Annotated in this window: 17 protein-coding genes; 14 read left to right on the plus strand and 3 right to left on the minus strand. The window is 70.3% G+C overall.

Annotated elements, in window-relative coordinates; genetic code table 11:
• Nucleotides 1–212 precede the first annotated feature (212 nt).
• The 10 genes from CFP66_RS37520 to CFP66_RS37565 all read left to right on the plus strand — a co-directional run bounded on the left by CFP66_RS37520 (nucleotide 213) and on the right by CFP66_RS37565 (nucleotide 11938).
• Nucleotides 213–1415, plus strand: a complete 1203-nt coding sequence (locus CFP66_RS37520; protein WP_158228363.1) for an ABC transporter substrate-binding protein — start codon at nucleotides 213–215, stop codon at nucleotides 1413–1415.
• Nucleotides 1416–1449: 34 nt separating this feature from the next.
• A complete protein-coding gene (locus CFP66_RS37525) occupies nucleotides 1450–2208 on the plus strand; it encodes an ABC transporter permease (RefSeq protein ID WP_143517503.1) in 759 nt (252 codons plus the stop codon).
• Nucleotides 2205–3101: an ABC transporter permease gene (locus tag CFP66_RS37530; RefSeq protein WP_158228364.1), complete on the plus strand. Its 897-nt coding sequence runs from the start codon at nucleotides 2205–2207 to the stop codon at nucleotides 3099–3101. Before CFP66_RS37525 ends, CFP66_RS37530 begins: the two co-directional genes overlap by 4 nt.
• 102 nt (nucleotides 3102–3203) lie before the next feature.
• A complete protein-coding gene (locus CFP66_RS37535) occupies nucleotides 3204–4967 on the plus strand; it encodes a CocE/NonD family hydrolase (RefSeq protein ID WP_094930121.1) in 1764 nt (587 codons plus the stop codon).
• A 26-nt stretch (nucleotides 4968–4993) separates the two neighbouring features.
• Nucleotides 4994–5875, plus strand: coding sequence for an ABC transporter ATP-binding protein (locus CFP66_RS37540; protein WP_143517504.1), 882 nt, complete (start codon nucleotides 4994–4996; stop codon nucleotides 5873–5875).
• Between the two features lie 78 nt (nucleotides 5876–5953).
• Complete coding sequence (locus CFP66_RS37545) at nucleotides 5954–7708, plus strand: CocE/NonD family hydrolase (protein WP_198961935.1); 1755 nt, start codon at nucleotides 5954–5956, stop codon at nucleotides 7706–7708.
• Between the two features lie 16 nt (nucleotides 7709–7724).
• Nucleotides 7725–8147, plus strand: coding sequence for a transposase (locus tag CFP66_RS37550; protein ID WP_255413924.1), 423 nt, complete (start codon nucleotides 7725–7727; stop codon nucleotides 8145–8147).
• Between the two features lie 313 nt (nucleotides 8148–8460).
• On the plus strand, nucleotides 8461–10257 hold the full coding sequence (locus CFP66_RS37555) for a helix-turn-helix domain-containing protein (RefSeq protein ID WP_158228365.1): 1797 nt from the start codon (nucleotides 8461–8463) through the stop codon (nucleotides 10255–10257).
• A gap of 201 nt (nucleotides 10258–10458) precedes the next feature.
• A complete protein-coding gene (locus CFP66_RS37560; RefSeq protein WP_158228366.1) occupies nucleotides 10459–11232 on the plus strand; it encodes an SDR family NAD(P)-dependent oxidoreductase in 774 nt (257 codons plus the stop codon).
• Nucleotides 11233–11251: 19 nt separating this feature from the next.
• A complete protein-coding gene (locus CFP66_RS37565) occupies nucleotides 11252–11938 on the plus strand; it encodes a cyclase family protein (protein ID WP_094930125.1) in 687 nt (228 codons plus the stop codon).
• A gap of 61 nt (nucleotides 11939–11999) precedes the next feature.
• Here the strand turns inward: CFP66_RS37565 and CFP66_RS37570 are convergent, their stop codons facing one another.
• The 3 genes from CFP66_RS37570 to CFP66_RS37580 all read right to left on the minus strand — a co-directional run bounded on the left by CFP66_RS37570 (nucleotide 12000) and on the right by CFP66_RS37580 (nucleotide 15455).
• Entirely contained in the window at nucleotides 12000–12707 is a 708-nt protein-coding gene (locus CFP66_RS37570) for an enoyl-CoA hydratase/isomerase family protein (protein ID WP_094930126.1), read from the minus strand.
• Nucleotides 12707–14245 carry an aldehyde dehydrogenase gene (locus CFP66_RS37575; protein WP_233160036.1) on the minus strand — a complete coding sequence of 513 codons (1539 nt, stop codon included), beginning with the start codon at nucleotides 14243–14245 and terminating at the stop codon, nucleotides 12707–12709. Before CFP66_RS37575 ends, CFP66_RS37570 begins: the two co-directional genes overlap by 1 nt.
• 61 nt (nucleotides 14246–14306) lie before the next feature.
• Complete coding sequence (locus CFP66_RS37580; RefSeq protein ID WP_094930127.1) at nucleotides 14307–15455, minus strand: flavin reductase; 1149 nt, start codon at nucleotides 15453–15455, stop codon at nucleotides 14307–14309.
• Between the two features lie 254 nt (nucleotides 15456–15709).
• On the opposite strand from CFP66_RS37580, the gene CFP66_RS37585 reads away from it, so the two are divergent.
• The 4 genes from CFP66_RS37585 to CFP66_RS37600 are packed head-to-tail and all read left to right on the plus strand — an operon-like array spanning nucleotide 15710 to nucleotide 19116.
• The gene (locus CFP66_RS37585) at nucleotides 15710–16840 is read left to right on the plus strand and encodes an LLM class flavin-dependent oxidoreductase (protein ID WP_094930128.1); all 1131 of its coding nucleotides are present in this window, start codon (nucleotides 15710–15712) and stop codon (nucleotides 16838–16840) included.
• A gap of 1 nt (nucleotide 16841) precedes the next feature.
• Entirely contained in the window at nucleotides 16842–17453 is a 612-nt protein-coding gene (locus CFP66_RS37590) for a carboxymuconolactone decarboxylase family protein (RefSeq protein ID WP_094930129.1), read from the plus strand.
• Nucleotides 17450–18235 (plus strand): alpha/beta fold hydrolase, encoded by a 786-nt coding sequence (locus CFP66_RS37595; protein ID WP_094930130.1) that lies wholly within the window; start codon nucleotides 17450–17452, stop codon nucleotides 18233–18235. Before CFP66_RS37590 ends, CFP66_RS37595 begins: the two co-directional genes overlap by 4 nt.
• Nucleotides 18232–19116, plus strand: a complete 885-nt coding sequence (locus tag CFP66_RS37600) for an NAD(P)-dependent oxidoreductase (RefSeq protein ID WP_094930131.1) — start codon at nucleotides 18232–18234, stop codon at nucleotides 19114–19116. Before CFP66_RS37595 ends, CFP66_RS37600 begins: the two co-directional genes overlap by 4 nt.
• Nucleotides 19117–19121: the final 5 nt, after the last annotated feature.

Genomic DNA, 19121 nt, shown 5'->3' on the forward strand with positions numbered 1-19121 from the left:
GGGCACGAGCGCAACCCCCGGGAACGATCTTGTGGTCCAGTGCCTGAAGATCACCAGGGGGCGCTCATCCAGCACGCCGGTTCTCTCACCCCGCGCCCAAACTCGACATCACGTCCGAACGGCTCACGCGCGGGGCGCTGGCTCCGCTCAGTGGCTCCTGTCCTTGTGAAATGAGACAAAACATTGGCCCGCTTTTAGGTGGCACGCCAACGTTGCTCAAATCACAGCTTGATAGCGTTGCGACCGCTTCGGCATCCGCCGGAGGCATGGTGGTGCCGGTCGCCCGACGCGATTCTGAGCTGATATCTGTGCGCCATCGTCGTCGACGCAGCATTCCGGAGGACCAGCCAGTGACGGCTCATCGGCAGATCAATCGACACTCCCGCCTGGTCGGCGGGTGCCTTGCCGTGGTGCTCACCAGCGCCGCTTGTGGCGGCAGCGACGACTCGGGGTCCGGGGCCGGGGCCGACGCCGGGGGTCTGATCTCGGTCTCGTACGGGACGGCGGGAACACCTGTGGTCTACGGCAGCATCCTGCCGCATGTGGCCGATGAGGAGGGCATCTACGAGAAGTACGGCCTGGAGGTCACGTTCCAGAACTTCGCCAACGGGGCCGACTCCCTCCGCGCGGTCGTCGGCGGTCAGCTCGACGCTGCGATGACCTCGACGTCGAACCTGGTCAACGTCGTGGCGCAGGGAGCCGAGGTCAAGGCGATGGCCGGGATGGACAAGCCGGACTACTACATCGCGACGACCGACCCGAGCATCAGCAGCTGCGAGGACCTCGCGGGCCAGACCATCGGCGTGGACCAGACCGGTGGCGCTCGCTACAACGGCACGGTCGCCATGCTGGCGTCCTGCGGGCTCACCGTCGACGATGTCACGTTCGTGAACTTCGCCGGCCCGCCGATCATTCAGGCGCTGGTCCAGGGGCAGATCACGGTGGGCACGATGCACTACGACGAAGAGGCATTCATCGAGACCACCACAGATGTGGCTCTCGAAGAGGTGATCAGTCTCGTCAAGGACGTGAACCCGAACACCCACTACGTGGAGCAGGTCGCCATGACCGACTACATCGAGGAGAACCGGGACACTGTCGTCCGTCTCACGGCTGCCTACATCGAGGCCAACGACTTCATCCGCGACCCGGCGAACATCGATCGGTTCGCGGAGATCGCCGCGGAGCACAACGGGCAGCCCATCGAGGTCGCGCGGCAGTCCATCGAGCTCTTCCTGGAGTTCGAGTTCTGGCCTGAGGGCTCCGGGATCGATGACGGGGCGAAGTTCCAGGGCGTCATCGATGAGCAGATCGGCGCCGGCGCGGTCACCGAGGCCGAGGCCCCGGCGTACGAGGACATGGTGGACCTGAGCATCTACGAAGACGCCATGGAACTCGTCGGGTCGACGAACTGATAGCGACGGGGGAAGGGAGGCCGGACTCGTGGTCATGGACAGCAGGTGGACGCGGTGGTGCGTTTATGGCCTCAGCCTGGTCGTCCTCGTCGTGGTATGGGAGGTGGCCGCCGAGCAGGCGGGCCTGTTGCTGGCGAGTTTCTCCGAGACGATGGCCCGCCTCGGAGAACTCGTCAGCAGCGGGGAGCTGCAGTCGGCACTGTGGTCCTCGGGGCGCATCTTCGTCGTCGGCCTGGGGTTGTCCGTCGTCGCGGGGTTGCCGCTCGGGCTCGTGTTCGCCCGGTTCCCGCTGATCACCGCGGCCGTGGAGACGTACGTGTACGCCCTCTACGCCATCCCGGTGATCACCCTGGTCCCGTTCATCCTGTCGGGACTGGGTTTCGACTTCCGGGCGAAAGTCCTGGTCGTCGTCCTGTCGGCGATCTTCCCGATCTTGATCAGCGCGATGGAGGGGGCGCGGAGCGTGCCATCCCGGCTGCTCGACGTCGCGCACTCCTACGGGTCGGGGGAACGGCAGCTCTGGGCCGACGTGGTGATCCCCTACACCGTCCCGTACGCAGCGACCGGCATCAAACAGGGGATCGCAGGGGCACTGGTCGGCACGATCATCGCCGAGCTGTTCCTCAACGCCACGGGCGTCGGCGACCTGCTGATCCGCGCCTCCACGAATTTCGACTCCGCCGGCGCCCTCGCGGTGACGCTGGTCATCTCGATCATCGCCGTAACGTTCATGGGCATCAGCGGCGCAATCGAGCGGCGATTCGCCGCATGGCGAGAAGGGCTCTCGGGATGACCGAGCGGTCACGGATCAAGGATCCTGGCGCGAGCGCGGACGCTCCCGCGGCGCAGACCACGACGCCCACCGAGGCCGTGCCGCTGCCCGCGGAGCCTTCCTGCGTGCCGCAGGCGGTGCCCCCGGGACCGGTGCAGGAGGAGCATCGAACGCCGCCGAACTGGCTGCTCCGCGCGGTCACGGGGATCCTCCTCCTGGTCCTGTGGGAGGTGGCCGCCCGGCTACTGGGTGAGGAGTTCATCGCACGCCCCACGGCGGTGGCCGCGGCGCTCCCCGAGGTGTTCGCCACGGAGACGTTCTGGGAGGACGCCGGGGACACGATCGGATCGGTGGTCTACGGCGTCATGATCGGAGCGGTCGCGGGACTGCTCCTCGGCCTGGCAATGGGCCGGATCAAGCTGGTGCGCTGGTTCTTCACCACCTACGTGAGCGCGCTCTACACGCTGCCGATGGTCGCCGTGGTCCCGCTCATGACCATCTGGTTCGGCTACACCAGCGACACCCGGCTGATCGCCGTCGCGCTGTCGGCCTTCCTGCCGATCGTGGTGACGACGGCGGACGGGTCGCGCGCGATCCCGAAGGAATACCTCGACGTCGCCCACACCTTCGGGGCGAAGATGCACAACATCTGGTTCGGCATCGCGCTGCGCAACGCGATCCCGTACCTGGTTGCGGGCCTGCAGCTGGCGATCGCCCGCGCGCTGGTCACCGCGGTCGCCGTCGAGTTCCTCGCCGGAGTGCCGGGGCTGGGCTACTCGATCCTGCAGCAGACGCGCAGCTTCCAGCAGAATGAGGCCTTCGTCGGGGTCATCCTGCTGACGCTGTTCGTGGTCGCGGCCCGGGCACTGCTCACCCTGACCCGCCGGCGCTTCCTGCCCTGGTACGGCCGCTGACAGCTGACCGAGCGCACCACCCGATCCGCACTCCCTGTCAGCGCATCGAACGTTCCCGCACCGTCGTGGCGACGGCTGACCGCATCCGAGAAGGAGACCCGAATGCCGTTGATCGAGACCCCTGGCGCCCACCACCGGGAGACCACGCCCGAGGACATCCTCATCGAGTGGGACGTGCCGATCCAGATGGACGATGGGTTGGTCCTGCGTGCCGACGTCTACCGGCCGGCGGCCGAGGGCCGGTTCCCGGCGCTCATGTCCTACGGGCCTTACGGCAAGGGGCTGCCCTTCCAGGAGGGCTACCAGACCTCCTGGGAGATCATGGCCAGGAACCACGCCGACGTCACCGCCGGCTCCACGAACCGCTTCCAGAACTGGGAAGTCGTGGACCCGGAGAAATGGGTGCCGGAGGGCTACGTCTGCATCCGGGTCGACTCGCGCGGCGCGGGCCGCTCTCCCGGGCACATGGACCTCTTCTCCGCGCGCGAGGCCTGCGACTTCCACGACTGCATCGAATGGGCTGCCGGACAGCCCTGGTGCACCGGCAAGGTCGGCCTCGACGGGATCTCCTACTACGCCATCAACGCGTGGCAGGTGGCCTCCCTGGAACCGCCGCACTTGGCGGCCATCTGCACCTGGGAAGGCGCATCCGATTTCTACCGGGAGATGAGCCACCACGGCGGGATCCTCTCCACGTTCGTGGCCAACTGGATCCCGATGCAGGTCAACACCGTGCAGTACGGGCTCGGTGAGAAGGGGCCCCGAGATCCGAACTCGGGGCTGCTCGTGTGCGGCGACGAGACCTTGAGTGACGAGGAACGGGCCGCGAACATGACCAACCTCGGTGACCAGTTCAGGGAGCACCCCCTCGACGACGAGCTCTACGCGGAGCGGGCACCGAACTTCGACAAGATCAGCGTGCCCGTGCTGTCGACCGGCAACTGGGGTGGGCAGGGCCTGCACCTGCGCGGGAACATCGAGGGCTACCTGCGGTCGGCCTCGTCCCGGAAGTGGCTCGAGATGCACGGCCTCGAGCATTGGAGCCACTTCTACACCGACTACGGGCGTGAGCTGCAGCTGCGCTTCTTCGATCACTTCCTCAAGGACGAGGACAACGGGTGGGACCAGCAGCCGCCGGTGCAGCTGAACATCCGGCACGTGGACAGCACCTTCGTGGTGCGCCACGAGCAGTCCTGGCCCCTGGAACGCACCGAGTGGACCCGCTTCTACCTCGACGCCGACTCCGGCTCCCTGAGCGGCGATCGGCCTGCGTCGGCGGGATCGGTGTCCTATGAGACCACCGGGGACGGCGCGAGCTTCATCCTCGGCCCCCTGCCCGAGCAGACGGAGATCACCGGGCCGCTGGCGGCGAAGCTCTTCGTGGAGTCCAGCACCGCCGACGCGGACCTATTCCTGGTGCTGCGTGTCTTCTCCGCAGAGGGGGAGGAGGTCGTCTTCCACGGCGCCCTGGACCCCCACACCCCGGTCGCGCAGGGCTGGCTGCGGGCCTCCCACCGCAAGCTCGACGGCAAGCTCAGCCGGCCGTACCGGCCGTACCACACCCACGATGAGCTGCAGCCGCTGCAGCCGGGCTCGGTCTATGAGCTCGACGTCGAGATCTGGCCCACCTGTCTGGTGGTGCCCGCGGGGCACACCGTCCAGCTCGACGTCCGCGGCAAGGACTACATCTACCCCGGCCCGGCCGAGCACCTGTCGAACATGAAGAACCCGATGACCGGCTGCGGGCCGTTCGTCCACGACGACCCGGTGGACCGTCCCGCGGAGCTCTTCGAGAGCACCGTCACCGTTCACACGGGCGGCGACCGGCAGTCCTACCTCCTCCTGCCTCTCATCCCCTCCGCCTGACGCGCGCACGGACAAGGAGTTCCGCGATGGTGCGATCCACTGCCGGCACCGGCACCGGCACCGGCACCGGCACCGGCACCGGCACTGGCGCCGGCTCCACCGGCGGCGCCGGGCCTCACGATGCCGGGGGCTCGGTGGCCGACCGGGTCGTCGTGTCCCAGGCTGGGGTGCGCTACGGCGACCTGACGGTCTTCGACGGTATCGATCTGACAATCAAGGACCGGGAAATCGTCTCGATCGTCGGCCCCTCCGGCTGCGGCAAGACGACCCTGCTGCGCTCCGTCGTCGGGCTCACCCGGCTGAACTCCGGCACGGTGACGATCGACGGCAAGCCGGTCAGCGGTCCGACGCCGGGCGTCAGCCTGGTCTTCCAGCACTTCGGGCTCTTCCCCTGGAAGAACGTGTACAACAACGTCGCCTACGGGCTGAAGCTGCAGAAGGCGCCGAAGGAGAAGATCGAGCAGCTGGTGCCGGAGTACATCGAGATGGTCGGTCTCGCCGGCTTCGAGACGTCCCTCCCGCATCAGCTCTCCGGCGGTATGCAGCAACGCGCCGGGCTCGCCCGGGCCCTGGCCGTGGAGCCGCAGGTGCTGCTCATGGACGAGCCGTTCAGCGCCATCGACGCCCAGACCCGTGAGGTGCTGCAGTTCGAGATGCTCCGGATCTGGGAGAGCCGGCCGATCGCGATGATGTTCGTGACCCACTCGATCGACGAGGCTGTGCTCATGGGCGACCGTGTCGTCGTGCTAAAGGGCCGGCCCAGCCACATCCACGAGGTGATCGAGGTGGGCATCCCGCACCCCCGGAGCCGGGAGACCCTCAAGAGCCCGCGGTTCCAGGAGGTCACCGCCCACGTGTGGGACCTGCTCATGCAGGACGTGATCGCCGCCGAGCGAGAGGTCAGCTGAGCCGTTTTCGCACGTCGGCTCCGCCCGACCCGTCGCGACCGGCACATGCACACAGCCCATCGAGGGAGAAGGAGTTCAATGCGCCACAGGGAGAAGACCGAGTTCCGTGACGGGATGCTCATCGACTGGGACATTCCGATCGTCATGGACGACGGAGTCGTGCTCCGGGCCGATATCTACCGTCCGCCCGCGGAGGGCCGGTACCCGGTGATCATGACTCTCGGGCCGTACGGCAAGCAGCTGCACTTCGAGGACGGGTACGCCCACCAGTGGCACCTGATGTGCACCGAGCACCCCGACGTGCCCACCGGCTCGACGAACAAGTACCAGGTCTGGGAGGTCGTCGACCCGGAGAAGTGGGTCCCGGACGACTACGTCGTGATCCGGGTGGACAGCCGGGGAGCGGGCACCTCCGAGGGGGTCATCGACATCTGGTCCCTGCGCGAGGCCCAGGACCTCGCGATCTGTGTCGACTGGGCGGGCGAGCAGTCCTGGTCGAACGGCAAGGTCGGCCTCAACGGGATCTCCTACTTCGCGGAGAACCAGTGGCAAACCGCGGCCCTGCAGCCCAAGCACTTGGCGGCTATCTGCACATGGGAGGGCGCCGCGGACTTCTACCGGGACATGGCCCACCACGGTGGGATCTTCTGCAACGGCTTCTCCAAGTCCTGGTCGGAGGCGCAGGTCTGGACCGTCCAGAATGGCAAGGGCGCCAACGGCTATCGCAGCCGGTTGACGGGCGACTGGGTCTCCGGGCCGGAGACCCTCTCCGAGGAGCAGCTTGGTGCCAACCGGCGGAACTTCTACGAGGACTGCCTGGCGAACAAGCTCGACACCTCGGAGTACTGGCAGTCGCGCATGCCCAACTGGACGAAGGTGGAGACGCCACTGCTGTCGTCGGCCAACTGGGGTGGCCAGGGCCTGCATCCGCGCGGCAACTTCGAGGGCTTCGTGCGCTCGGCAAGCGAGCAGAAGTGGCTGGAGGTGCACGGGCTCGAGCACTGGACGGAGTTCTATACCGACTACGGCGTGGCGCTGCAGAAGAGGTTTTTCGGACACTTCCTCAAGGGAGAGAACACCGGCTGGGACCAGCAGCCGAAGGTTCTGCTGCAGGTGCGCCACCCCGGAGAGCGCTTCGTCGAGCGGCACGAGAGCGAGTGGCCGCTGGCCCGTACCCAGTGGACGAAGTACTACCTCGACGCCACCGACCTCAGCCTCTCCGACGCGCCGCCTTCGACCGAGGGCTCGATCACCTACGAGGGCTTCGGGGACGGAGCCACCTTCCTCACACCCCTGGTGACCGAGGAGACCGAGTTGACCGGGCCGCTGGCGGCCAAGCTGTTCGTCTCGTCGGAGACGGCGGATGCCGACCTGTTCCTGGTCGTGCGGGTGTTCGGGCCGGACCTGAAGGAGGTCGTCTTCCACGGCGCCCTCGACCCGCACACCCCCGTCGCCCAGGGCTGGCTGCGCGCGTCGCACCGCAAGCTGGACACAGAACTTTCCCTTCCCTACCGGCCCTACCACACACACGACGAGATCGAGCCGCTCGAACCCGGCGAGGTCTACGAGCTCGACGTCGAGATCTGGCCGACCTGCATCGTGGTGCCCCCGGGACACCGGATCGCCCTCACCGTCCGCGGCAAGGACTACGTCTACCCCGGGGACATCAGCGACACCGGCGAGAAGCTCGGCGGCGTCTGGAACGGGGTGGGCCCGTTCAAGCACGACGACCCCCGGGACCGCCCCGCCGAGGTCTTCGGCGGGAACGTTACCGTCCACACCGGTCCGGACCGCCAGTCCCACGTGTTGCTGCCCGTCATCCCGCAGGCCTGAGAGCGCATCTCGGAACTTGGCCCGCGGGTGTGCCACGCGGAACTCCAGCGCTTTTCGATCATGCGGGGAGAGCTGTGGTGTTCCGCTCACCCGCCGTGGGTGCACTCAGCCCCCGAGCTGCCGCATGGTGCTGAACGCGACCTTCTATCTGGTCGCCGGTGGGATCGCCGGGGCCGCGCTGCCGCACGACTTCCCGCCCCACCAGACCGTCTACGGTCTGTTCCGCCGCTGGGTCATGGCCGGGGCCTGGCAGCAGATCCACGACGCGCTGCGCGGGGACGAGGTCGGTCGAAGAGGCGATGCGGCGGAGATCGCCCGATTCGCCGACGGGTTCGAGCTGCTGGAGCCGGGCCTGATGTCGCCGTCGCTGTGGCGACCCAACCTGACCGAGGTCGGCCGGCCCGAACCCGTACACGGGTTCGCTGCGGTCGGCCGCTAACTCTGACGGCCTGGATCGCAGTTTCACGGGTTCACCTCCGGATCTCTCGCAGACCGCGTTCGTCGATCATCGGGTCGTCGAAGTCGACGATGATCTGGCTGCATGCGAGCAGGGCGGTCATCCGCGAGCCGCCTTCGCACCTCGGCGAGCCTGACAACCGGCGCAGGCCCTGACCTTGCCTCGCCGCAATTCGAGGGCGAGAGTCTTGCGGTGAGGGCGTGAGCTGCAACGGGGCAGCTCGCGGCGATGAGCGCGAGGAGGCGGGATGGACCCGTTTCAGGTATCGACCTCGCTGCGATCGTGGATGTCTGCCGTGAGCGAGATCGCGCAGGCCGTAAACGCTGGTGAGCCGCTCGACGTGCTGCTGACTCGAGTGTCCGAGCAGGCGTGCGCTCTGATCGGGTTCGAGTACTGCGCGGTGATGCTGGCCGACGGGAGCGACGAACGCTTGGAGGTGGCCGGATCCTCCGGGCTCACAGCCGGCTACGTCACGCTGATCAGTGAGGCCGGCTCGCTGATGACGCGGCCGCCGGGACCGCAGCTGGACACTCCGGCCGCGCGCGCCTACCGCGACGGCCGCACTGTCGTCGTGTCCGACGTCGGGGGCGTCACCGGCTACGGGCGGCTGCGCCACCTCGCGCCCGCCCAGGGGTACCGGGCCCTGATGGCCGCCCCGTTGGGCAGCGCGGCGGAACGGGCGGGGGTCGTTGTTGGCTACTCGGTCACGGCGCGCGAGTTCGGACCGGCCGAGCGGGAGCTGCTCGAACTGCTCGCCGACCAGGCTGCGCTGGCCCTGCAGACGGCGCAGCTGCGTGCCCGGCAGCAGGCGGCGATCAGCGAGCTTTCGTTGGCGAACCAGGAGCTGCGCCGGGGCCGAGTGGCCATGGAATGGGCGGAGAAGCAGCACCGGCGCCTGATGGAGCTCGTGCTGGCGGACGTCGGGCTCGCCGACATCGTGGCGTCACTGGCCGAGATCCTCGGGGCGTCGGTGACGGTCGAGGACGCCGAGGGCGGGTTGCTCGCCCGCGCGCCGGAGCATGGCTACCGGGCGCCACCGGACGTCGTGGCGCGCCGGCGCCCCCCGACGCGTACCGCGTTGGAGGCGCAGACCCGCAGCTACGAAGTCGTCCGCGTCCCGGCCACGCCCGCCGGACGGGCGGGCTCCGGTGCGATCGGCTGCGCGTCGTGGGTCGCGCCCGTGGTGCTCGCCGGCGACCTCGCCGGCCGCCTGTGGGTGACCGATCCGCGCACCGCCCCCGAGCCGCTGCAGCAGCGCGTCATCGAGCGCTTCGCCCTTGTCGTGGGACTCGAGCTACTCAAGTGCCGGCACGTGGTCGATGTGGAGGCGAGGCTGTCGGGGGATCTCATCGGCGACCTCATGCGCTCGGAGGGACCGCAGCACCGCCCCGGCGTGATGGACCGGGCCGCAGCGCTCGGCATCGACCTCGACACGCCGAACGTCCTCGCGGTCCTCGTCGCCGACCCGCCCGAGGGCGTGGCGCGGTGGCCGGAGCTGGTGCGTGGAGCCGTCGAACCCGGCGCGCGAGCCCTGGTCGGCCGCTACGACGACGTGCAGGTGCTGCTCCTTCCGGCGGAGCCGGACCCGCACCCGCGGCTGCAGCGGGTGCTGCGGCAGGTCCAGCAGTCCGTCGGTGAGCGCGCGGTGGTGACGCTCGTTGAAGGGCCCGAGGCGACACGGCCGGGGGAATACGCGGCGGCGTACCGGATCGCGGCCGGGGCCGCCCGCCTGCGCCGCGCGCACCGTTCAGGCGGGTTTGTGGACGTGCGGGACCTGGGGCTGTCGGCGCTGCTGCTGGAGGCGGGCACCCCGGAGGCCCTGCGCCGGTTCGCGGATCGCCTGCTGGAGCCGGTGGTGGCCCACGAGGCCCGCCGCGGCGGTGACCTGCTCGCAACTCTGCGGAAGTGGTTCGCGACAGGGTGCGCGGCGCCGGATGCAGCGGCCGCTCTCGTCATCCACCCGAACACGGTCACCTACCGCTTGACCCGGATCGAGCAGCTGACCGGGCGGAGCCTGCGCCGGCCCGACGCGCGGCTGGAGCTGCAGCTTGCGCTCACCGTGCGCGACATCGTGCAGCTGGACGATCTGTAGCGCCAACGCACCCGACTTTGTCACCGCGACCAGGGAACGCCCGGTGTTCCTGGCTCCTCCGACATGGTTCGTCCATCGCGACCACATCAGGATCGATCGGCAGTGGTCGAGCCTGCGCCTGGCTCGACCCGTCGAGGAGGCCGCTGTGCAGTCACCGCCGTTCCCTTCCGCCACTGCGCGACGCACTCGAGGTGAGTGCGGGTGAGCGAGCGCGTCGCCGTCGTCACCGGGGCGAACCGGGGGATCGGGCGAGCCGTCGCACTGGCGCTGGCCGCGGACGGTTTCGCGGTGGCCACAACCGCCCGGGACCCGGGGACCCTCGCCGACACCATCGCTGAGATCGAGGAGCGGGGCGGGCGGGGCGTCGCGCTCGCCTGCGACGTCGGTGACGAGAGCTCGGTGGCGGCCCTCGCCGCGCAGGTGCTCGACCGGTGGGGCGGCGTGCACACGGTCGTCGCCAACGCCGGCGTCGCCGGCCCCACCGCGCCGATGCACGAGATCCCCCTCGCCGAGTGGCGGGAGTGCGTGGTCACCGACCTCGACGGCGTGTTCCTCACGTTCCGCGCGTTCGTGCCGTCGATGATCGCGGCCGGCGCCGGGGTACTCGTCGGGATCTCGTCGATGACCGGGAAGCGCCCGCTGCACGGCCGCACGCCGTACGCCGCAGCGAAGATGGGCGTGATCGGGCTGGTCCGCACGCTGGCGCTGGAGCTGGGGCCGCACGGGATCCGGGTGAACGCCGTGTGCCCGGGGGCGGTGGCCGGGCCGCGCATCGACGACGTCGTGCGCCGGCAGGCCGCGGCCCGCGGGATCAGCGAGGCCGAGGCGCTCGCCGCGTTCACCGGCTCCTCCCCGCTCGGCCGGCTCGTGGAGGCCGACGAGGTCGCGCGCGCCTGCGCCTTCCTCGCCTCCGACGCCGCGTCGTCCATCACCGGCGAGGACCTCAACGTCACCGCCGGTGTCGTCATGTACTGAGATCCAGGAAAGGAGCACGTTGCAGATCATCGATCTGTCACAGGACATCTACGAGGGTATGAAGGTCTACCCGGGCCACCTCAAGACCGTGCAGTTCGAGCACGTGACGCACGAGGAGACCGGACCGCGGTTCGACAGCGGGTTCTCCTTCCAGACCACAGGGTTCTTGCTCAACGACAACGGCCCGACGCACGTCGACTCGTTCTCGCACCTGGACCCGGACCCGGAGGCGGAGACGATCGAACGCATGCCACTGGAGCTGTTCTTCGGCGCTGCGGTGTGCCTGGACGTCACCGAGTTCAAGGCACAGACCGACATCACGGCCGAGGACCTGGATCGCGTGGAGGCGGACTCGGCGGTAGAGGTCCGGCAAGGCGACATCGTGCTGTTCCACACCGCGGCGTGGAACCGGTACGCCGGTGACAAGCGGTACCTGACCGACTTCCCGGGGCTGGGGGAGTCGGCGAGCGAGTGGATCGTGCAGCGCGGGGTGAAAACATTCGGGGTGGACAGCCCGACGCCGGACAACCCGGTGAGCACCAGCTATCCCTGTCACATGATGTGCCGGCGTGAGCACATCACGCACTACGAGAACCTGGCCCACCTGGACCAGGTCGTGAACACGCGGTTCACCTTCGTCGGGTTCCCGCTCAAGGTGCGCGGGGCGCACGGTGGCCCCACCCGCGCAGTGGCGCTCGTCGACTGAGCCGAGGCGGCGCCAGGAGCGAGACAGTGGGGGCGTCGCACAATCCGGCGCCCCCGCCCGCTCACCGCTCGCCGCGGCGCAGCGAGCCGACGACGAGGCGGTCGACGCTCGCGTCGAGGGCATCGTCCTCCCCGAGCGGCGCGAACGCGCGCAGCATGTCGCGGATCTCGGCGTGCACCCGCGGGTCGCCTGCACGCAGCATCGCGACCCGGTCATCGACGTCGCGCCGCAGGTCGTCGGGGGACTCGACGACTGAGCTGAGCAGGCCGAGCTCCATCGCGCGGGTTGCCGGCAGCGCCTCCCCGGTGGCCGTGAGCCAGAAGGCCTGCCGCTCGCCGACGACGCGTGGCAGCCAGGCCAGCACGAGGGCGGGTGCCAGGCCGATCGTCACCTCCGGGAAGGAGAAGCGTGCGCCGGCCGTGGCGACCGCGACGTCGCAGGCTGCGACGACGCCCACCCCGAAGCCCGCGGCGTCGCCCTGCACCTCGGCGACTGTGACCATCCGCGTGCGGCGCAGAGCCCGCTGGACCGACACCAGGACCCGTGCCTCGGCCTGCAGATCACCGGGCGTGGAGCCGGCGCGCTCGCGGCCGAGGCAGAACACCTCGCCCCCGGAGCGCAGGCGCAGCACGTGGGCCCCGCCGGGTGGGTGGTCGAGCAGCGCGACGAGCTCGTGGCAGAGCTCGATCGTCCACAGGTTGGCCGGTGGCCGGTCGAGCTCGGCGACGATCACGCCGTCCGCGACGGCGGAGATCTCCAGGCCGCCCATCAGTTCAGCCGTCCCGTCGCGCGTCCGCCGTACCAGTCGACGTCGTCGGGGGCCGTACGGACCGTGATTGCGCGGACGTGCGTGAAGTCGTGGAAGGACTCCCAGCCGCCCTCTCGACCGATGCCGCTGTCCTTCAACCCACCCCAGGGAGAGGAGGGATCGAGTCGGTGGTGGTCGTTGATCCACACCATGCCCATCTCCAGCTGCTCGGCCACCCGATGCGCCCGAGCGACGTCGCGGGTCCAGATCGCCGAGCCCAGCGCGAACGGTGAATCGTTGGCCAGGCGCACCGCGTCGCCCTCGTCGTCGAAGGGGATGGCGACGACGACCGGGCCGAAGACCTCCTCCCGGGCCACCTGCATGTCGTTGGTGACGTCCGCGAGGACCGTGGGCTGCACGAAGTAGCCCCCGGGGAGGCCGGGGACCTGCGCGGCCTCCCCGCCGGTCACGAGCCGGGCGCCCTCGGCCACGCCGTCGCGGATGCGGGTGAGGATGCGGGAGCGGGCACGTTCGGAGATGACCGGGCCGAGCTGGGTGTCCGCGGCCGCCGGATCGCCGAGCCGGATCTGCTCGGTGATCCGGGCCAGCGCGTCGACCACCTCGTCGTAGCACTCCCGCTGCACGAGCAGGCGGCTGCCGGCGATGCAGGTTTGGCCGGCCCCGATGAAGGCGGCGAACGCCGCGCCGCGGGCGGCCACCTCGACCGGTGTGTCGGCGAAGACGAGGACGGGCGACTTGCCGCCGAGCTCCAGGGTCGCTTTGGCGAACCGCCGGGCGGCGGCGACGGAGATCGCGCGCCCCGGTTCCGTCCCGCCGGTGAACACGACCTTCCCGACCCGGGGGTGCTCGGCGAGTGCGGCGCCGGCCGTCGGACCCAGCCCGGTGATGACGTTGAGCACACCGGGCGGGACCCCGGCGTCCGCGGCGATGTCGCTGAGCAGCAGCGCGGTGAGCGGAGTCTGCTCCGAGGTCTTGAGCACCACGCTGTTGCCGGTCGCGAGGGCGGGCGCGAGGCTCTTCGACGCGATCATCATGGGGTGGTTGAACGGCGCGAGGATGCCGACGACGCCCAGCGGGAAGCGGCTGGTGTAGGAGTGGTAGTCGCCGCGAAGTGGCACGACCGCGCCGCGGTCGGCGAGCAGCAGCGAGGCGTTGTAGCGGTACCACTCCGGCAGTCGCGTGATCTGCGCCCTCGTCTCGGTGATCGGGCGCCCGTTGTTCGTCGTCTCGAGCGTGTACAGGTCCTTCATGCGCGCCTCGATCCCGTCCGCGAAGCGGTGCATCACCCGGGCGCGGTCGTGGGCGGCGAGCCGGCTCCAGGTGCCGGACCGGAAGGTGTCGGCGGCGGCGTGGACGGCGCGGTCGACATCGTGCTCGTCGGCGCTCGCGACCCGGACGATGACCTCGCCGGTCGCGGGGTTGATCACGTCGATCGGGGCCGCGCTGCCCTCGAGTACCTGGCCGCCGATCCGCAGACCGGTTGCGAGCGGGGCGGCGGACAGGTCCAGAACGGACGGTGGCGGGGTCGTGAGGCTCACAAGCCCTCCTCGGGTCGGGGTGTGGGGGAGTACGTGCTCGCCCGAGACGCCGCGGCGGCCGTCACAGCTGCCCGCCGGTCTGCGCCAGGATCTCGCGGACGCGCCGCTTCGCCAGGTCGGTGTAGCGGTAGACCCCGGCCCGGGCGCCGGTGGCGGCCCCCTGCTCGATCCCTTCGGTGAGCTGTCGTTGGGCGTCGATGAACGCCTGCGACGTCACCGGGGTGACACCGAAGCTGCGGGTCATGACCGTCTTGATGCTCAAGCGGCCGAACGCGGCAGTGAGCGCTGGATTGTGCGCCAGCGAGACCAGGGCCTCGTGGAACGCGTAGTTCGCGTCGAGGTAGCGGTCGAAGTCGACGAAGCGGTCCCCGACGAGCAGCGCCGCCATCTCCTCGAACCTGCTGCGCAGCTCGGCCAGCTCGGCCGGCACCACGCGGCCGACGACCATGTCGATGACCCCGAGCTCGATCGCGCAGCGCGCCTCGAACGTCTCGTCCGATGTGCGCGTGTCGAACGGCACGATGACGTAGCCGCGGTCGGGGTCCCGGCGCACGAGCCCGTCGGCCGTGAGCCGGGTGAGGGCGTAGAAGGCGGCCGGCCTCTCGACCTGCAGCTGATGGGTGAGGTCGTCGAGCTGGATCACGGTGTCCGCGCCGTACATCCGCTCGAGCAGCTGCTGGCGTGCCCGCTGGTAGACGGCGTCGTCGCGGGCGAACTCGAAGCGACCGAAGCCGCCGCGGAAGTAGGTGAGCGGGGTGCCCCTCGCCGCGGTGGCACCTACCACGCGGCCGAGGAAGACGCGGTGTGTCCCGCCCGTCACCTCCTCGACGACCTCGCACTCGATGTGCGCCAGCGCGTCGGCCAACAGCGGCAGGCCGAGGGCGCCGTCGACGACCTCGACCCCAGCGAACTTGCGGTCGCTGCGCACGGCGAACTGCTGGGCCAGGTGCTCGTGGCCCTGACCGAGCACGTTCACCGCGTAGGCGCCGGCCCGCGCGACGGCGGCCGAGGTCGGGGAGGACTTGTTGAGACAGGCGAGCATCATCGGCGGGCTCAGCGACAGGGAGGTCACCGAGCTCGCCGTCATACCGAATGCGGCCTGCGGAGTCCGAGTCGTCACGACCGTCACGCCGCTCGGGAGGTGTCCCACGACGTGGCGGAAGGTCTCCGCATCGCACGCCGGGAGATCCGGCGTCGGTGAGGTCGTCATCGGGAGAACCGTCCTTCCGGTGAAGTGTCGGTCGCCCGCCAGTACACCCGCTGCCTCGGGCCCGGGGGATGGCGGACGGCGTGAGACGAGCGGGCTGCCGATGGCGGTCGGCGTGAGCCGGGGCCGACGCGTTGGCCGTGACTCACGGGTGCCGTCATCGGCCGAGGGCCAACTTCACCGGCGCAGACACTGCCGCTGGGCCCTGATCGGCCTTGACTGGGGCGACCGCGGAGCCGATGCCAGAGGAGGCCGTCGTGAGACTGGGCTACTTCGCCATGCCGATGCACCCGCAGGGACGGGAGTGGTCGGACACGCTGCGGGAGGACCAGGAGGCGGTCGTGCTGGCCGACCGGCTGGGGTTCCACGACGCGTTCATCGGCGAGCACCTCACCGACCGCCACGAGAACATCACCAACAGCCTGCTGTTCCTCGCGACGCTCATCCCGCAGACCACACGGATCGCGCTGGCCACCGGCACGACCAACCTGTCGCACATGCACCCCGCGCTCGTTGCCGTGCACACCGCGATGTTCGACCACCTCTCGGGTGGCCGGTTCATCCTCGGGGTCAGTCCGGGGGCGCTGCCGTCCGACGCGGAGCTGCTCGGGCTGCTCGACGAGGACCGCAACCAGATGTTCGCCGAGGCGATCGACGTCATCCTGCGGATGTGGGAGCTGGACCCGCCCTATGACATCGACCTGCCCGGCAACCGGTTCCGGGTGACGACCGCGAGCACGTACGACCCCGAGCTCGGGGTCGGCGTCGTCGGACGCCCGCTCCAGCAGCCGCGACCCGAGGTTGTCGGAACGGTCGTCGCCCCCTTCTCCAAGGGCGTCGTGGCGATGGGGGAGCGCGACTTCCACCCGCTGTCGGCAAACTTCCTACTGCCGCAGTGGGTCGCCACCCACTGGCCCAATTACCTGGAGGGCAAGCAAGCGGCGGGAGCAGCGATCACCACTGCCGACTGGCGGATCGCGCGGACCGTGTTCGTGTCCGACGACGACGCCGTGGCCCAGCGCTACGGGCGCTCCGATCCCCGCAGCCCGTACCGCTACTACTACGAGAAGATGCTGACCAAGATGGCCAAGCTCGGCCGGCTCGGACTGTTCAAGTCCTCGCGGGAGCAGCCCGACGAGGAGGTCACGCTCGACGGCGTGCTCGACGACCTGGTGATCTGCGGTACGCCGGACTCCGTGGCGGAGCAAGTCCTCGCGTTTCGCGAGCAGACCGGCGACTTCGGGGAGCTCGTCTACGCGGGTCTCGACTGGGTCGAGCCCGACCTGGCCCGCAAGTCGATGGACCTCATGGCCACGAAGGTGATGCCGCAGGTCAACGACGCCCTCCGGGCGAGCGGCGGCGCGGTCACCGGCGGGACGGGGGCCTGACGTGGGGGTACCGACCGAGAACGGCGCCGGGAGCGCGCACCACGACCGGCTGCCGCCGGTGCCCGAGGACCGGCTGGCGCCCGAGCAGCGCAGGGCGCTCGCGGACATCACCGCGGGCCCGCGCGGCGCGGCGGTCGGGCCCTTCGTGCCGTTGCTGCGCAGCCCCGAGCTTATGACCCGGCTCCAGCACACGGGGGAGTACCTGCGCTTCGGCAGCCCGCTCGACCGGAGGCTGTTCGAGATGACCATCCTGTTCGTAGCCCGCTGGTGGGACCAGCGGTTCGAGTGGGGCTTCCACCATCCGCTGGCGCTCGCCGCCGGGCTCGACCCGGCGGTCGCCGACGCCATCGCCCACGACCGGCGCCCTGACGAGACGGACGAGGCGGCTGCGGTCGTCTGGGACCTGCTCGACGAGCTGCACCGCACGAAGGGCGTCACCGACGCCACCTACGGCCGTGCGCTGGCCGAGCTGGGCGAGGCCGGAGTCGTCGAGCTGGTGGCCACGGCCGGCTACTACACGACGCTCGCGATGGTCATGAATGTGGCGCGCACGCCTGCACCCGATGGGCCTGCCTTGCCGGACCGGGACGCGGTGCGCGAGGGCAGGCGATGACCGGCGCGCCGCTGCCGGCGCCGGTGCTGCACGCGACCGGCGAGGGCCCGCCCGTGCTCCTCCTGCACCCGCTGGGGGTGGATCGATCCTTCTGGGACGGGGTGGTGCCCGCGCTCGCCGGGTTCGAAGTGCTGAGCTACGACTTCCCCGGGCACGGGGAGGCGCCGGTTCCCGAGGACGCGTACACGGTCGAGGACCTGGCAGCACAAGCGGCCGCGCTCATGGGCCGGGACGGCCGCAAGCCGTTCGACGTCGTCGGGGTGTCCCTCGGCGGCCTCGTCGCCCAGCGGCTCGCGGCCTGCCATCCCGAGAGCGTCCGGCGTCTCGTCGTCGTCGACGCCGTCGCGGTCTACCCGCCGGTACTCCGGCGGCAGTGGCGCGACCGGGCCGTCCGCACGCCCGTCGACGGGCTCGAGCCACTGCTCGAACCGACCCTCGGACTGTGGTTCACCGCCGGCCTGCTCGCTCGAGGCGGGCCGGCGGTCGAGCAGGTGCGCCGAACGTTCCTCGCCGGGGACCCGCGCGGATACGCGCGCGCCTGTGAGGCCCTCGAGGCGGTCGATCTGACCGGCGAGCTCGGCCGCATCACGGCTCCCACGCTGGTCGTCTGCGGCGACGACGACGCCCCTCCCTTCCTCGCGGCGGCAGGCGAGCTGGCCGAGGCGCTCCCCGACGCGCGGCTCGCCTGGCTCTCGCCGGCCCGGCACGCGGGCGTGCTCGAGCAGCCTGAGCAGTTCGTGCGGGCCTTGCTCGGGTTCCTGGGTGAGGAGAACGGGCTGTGAGCGGCGACCCGGTCGGTCTCGTCGGTCTCGGGGTCATGGGTTCGGCGATGAGCGCGCACCTGCTCGCCGCCGGTTTCCCGGTGGTGGGCTTCGACATCGATCCCCGCCGTCGTGCCGAACACGCCCAGCGCGGTGGGACGGTCTGCGACAGCCCAGCCGACGTGGCCCGGGGAGCCGACGTCGTGGTCACCTCGCTGCCGAGCGCCGCCGCGCTCGTCGCGGTGCTCGACGGGGAGGGCGGCCTACATGCGGGGCGTCGGTCCGGCCTCGTCGTCGTCGAGACGAGCACCCTCGCGCCGGAGGCGAAGCAGGACGGACACGACCGGGCACGGGCGTGGGGCGCGACGCTGCTCGACTGCCCGATGAGCGGGACGGGGCAGCAGGCGCGCGACGGCGACCTCGTCGCGTACGTCAGCGGCGACGCAGCGGCCACGCGGCGGGCGGCGCCGGTGCTGGCGGCATTCACCCGCGCGCAGCACGACCTCGGCGCGTTCGGCCGGGGGACGACCATGAAGCTCGTCGCCAACCTGCTCGTCGCCGTCCACAACGTGGCCGCGGCCGAGGCACTGCTGCTCGCCGAGCGCGCCGGGATGGACCTCGACCAGGTTCTCACCGCGGTCGGCGACGGGGCAGGCGGGTCCCGGATGCTGGCGGTGCGTGGTCCGCTCATGGCGGCCGGCCGCTACGCCGAGGCGACCGCGACCGTCGCCACCATGCGGAAGGACAACGAGCTGATCGCGGCGTTCGCCGCGGAGGTGGCCAGCCCGACACCGCTGTTCTCCGCCGCCGCCGTGCTCTACCAGGCCGCCGTCGCGCAGGGTCGGCTGGACGAGGACACCGCGTGCGTCTTCGGCGTCCTGCAGCGGCTAGCCGGGCGATGACCGGC

The organism is Pseudonocardia sp. MH-G8 (assembly GCF_002262885.1).
Classification (GTDB): Bacteria; Actinomycetota; Actinomycetes; order Mycobacteriales; family Pseudonocardiaceae; genus Pseudonocardia.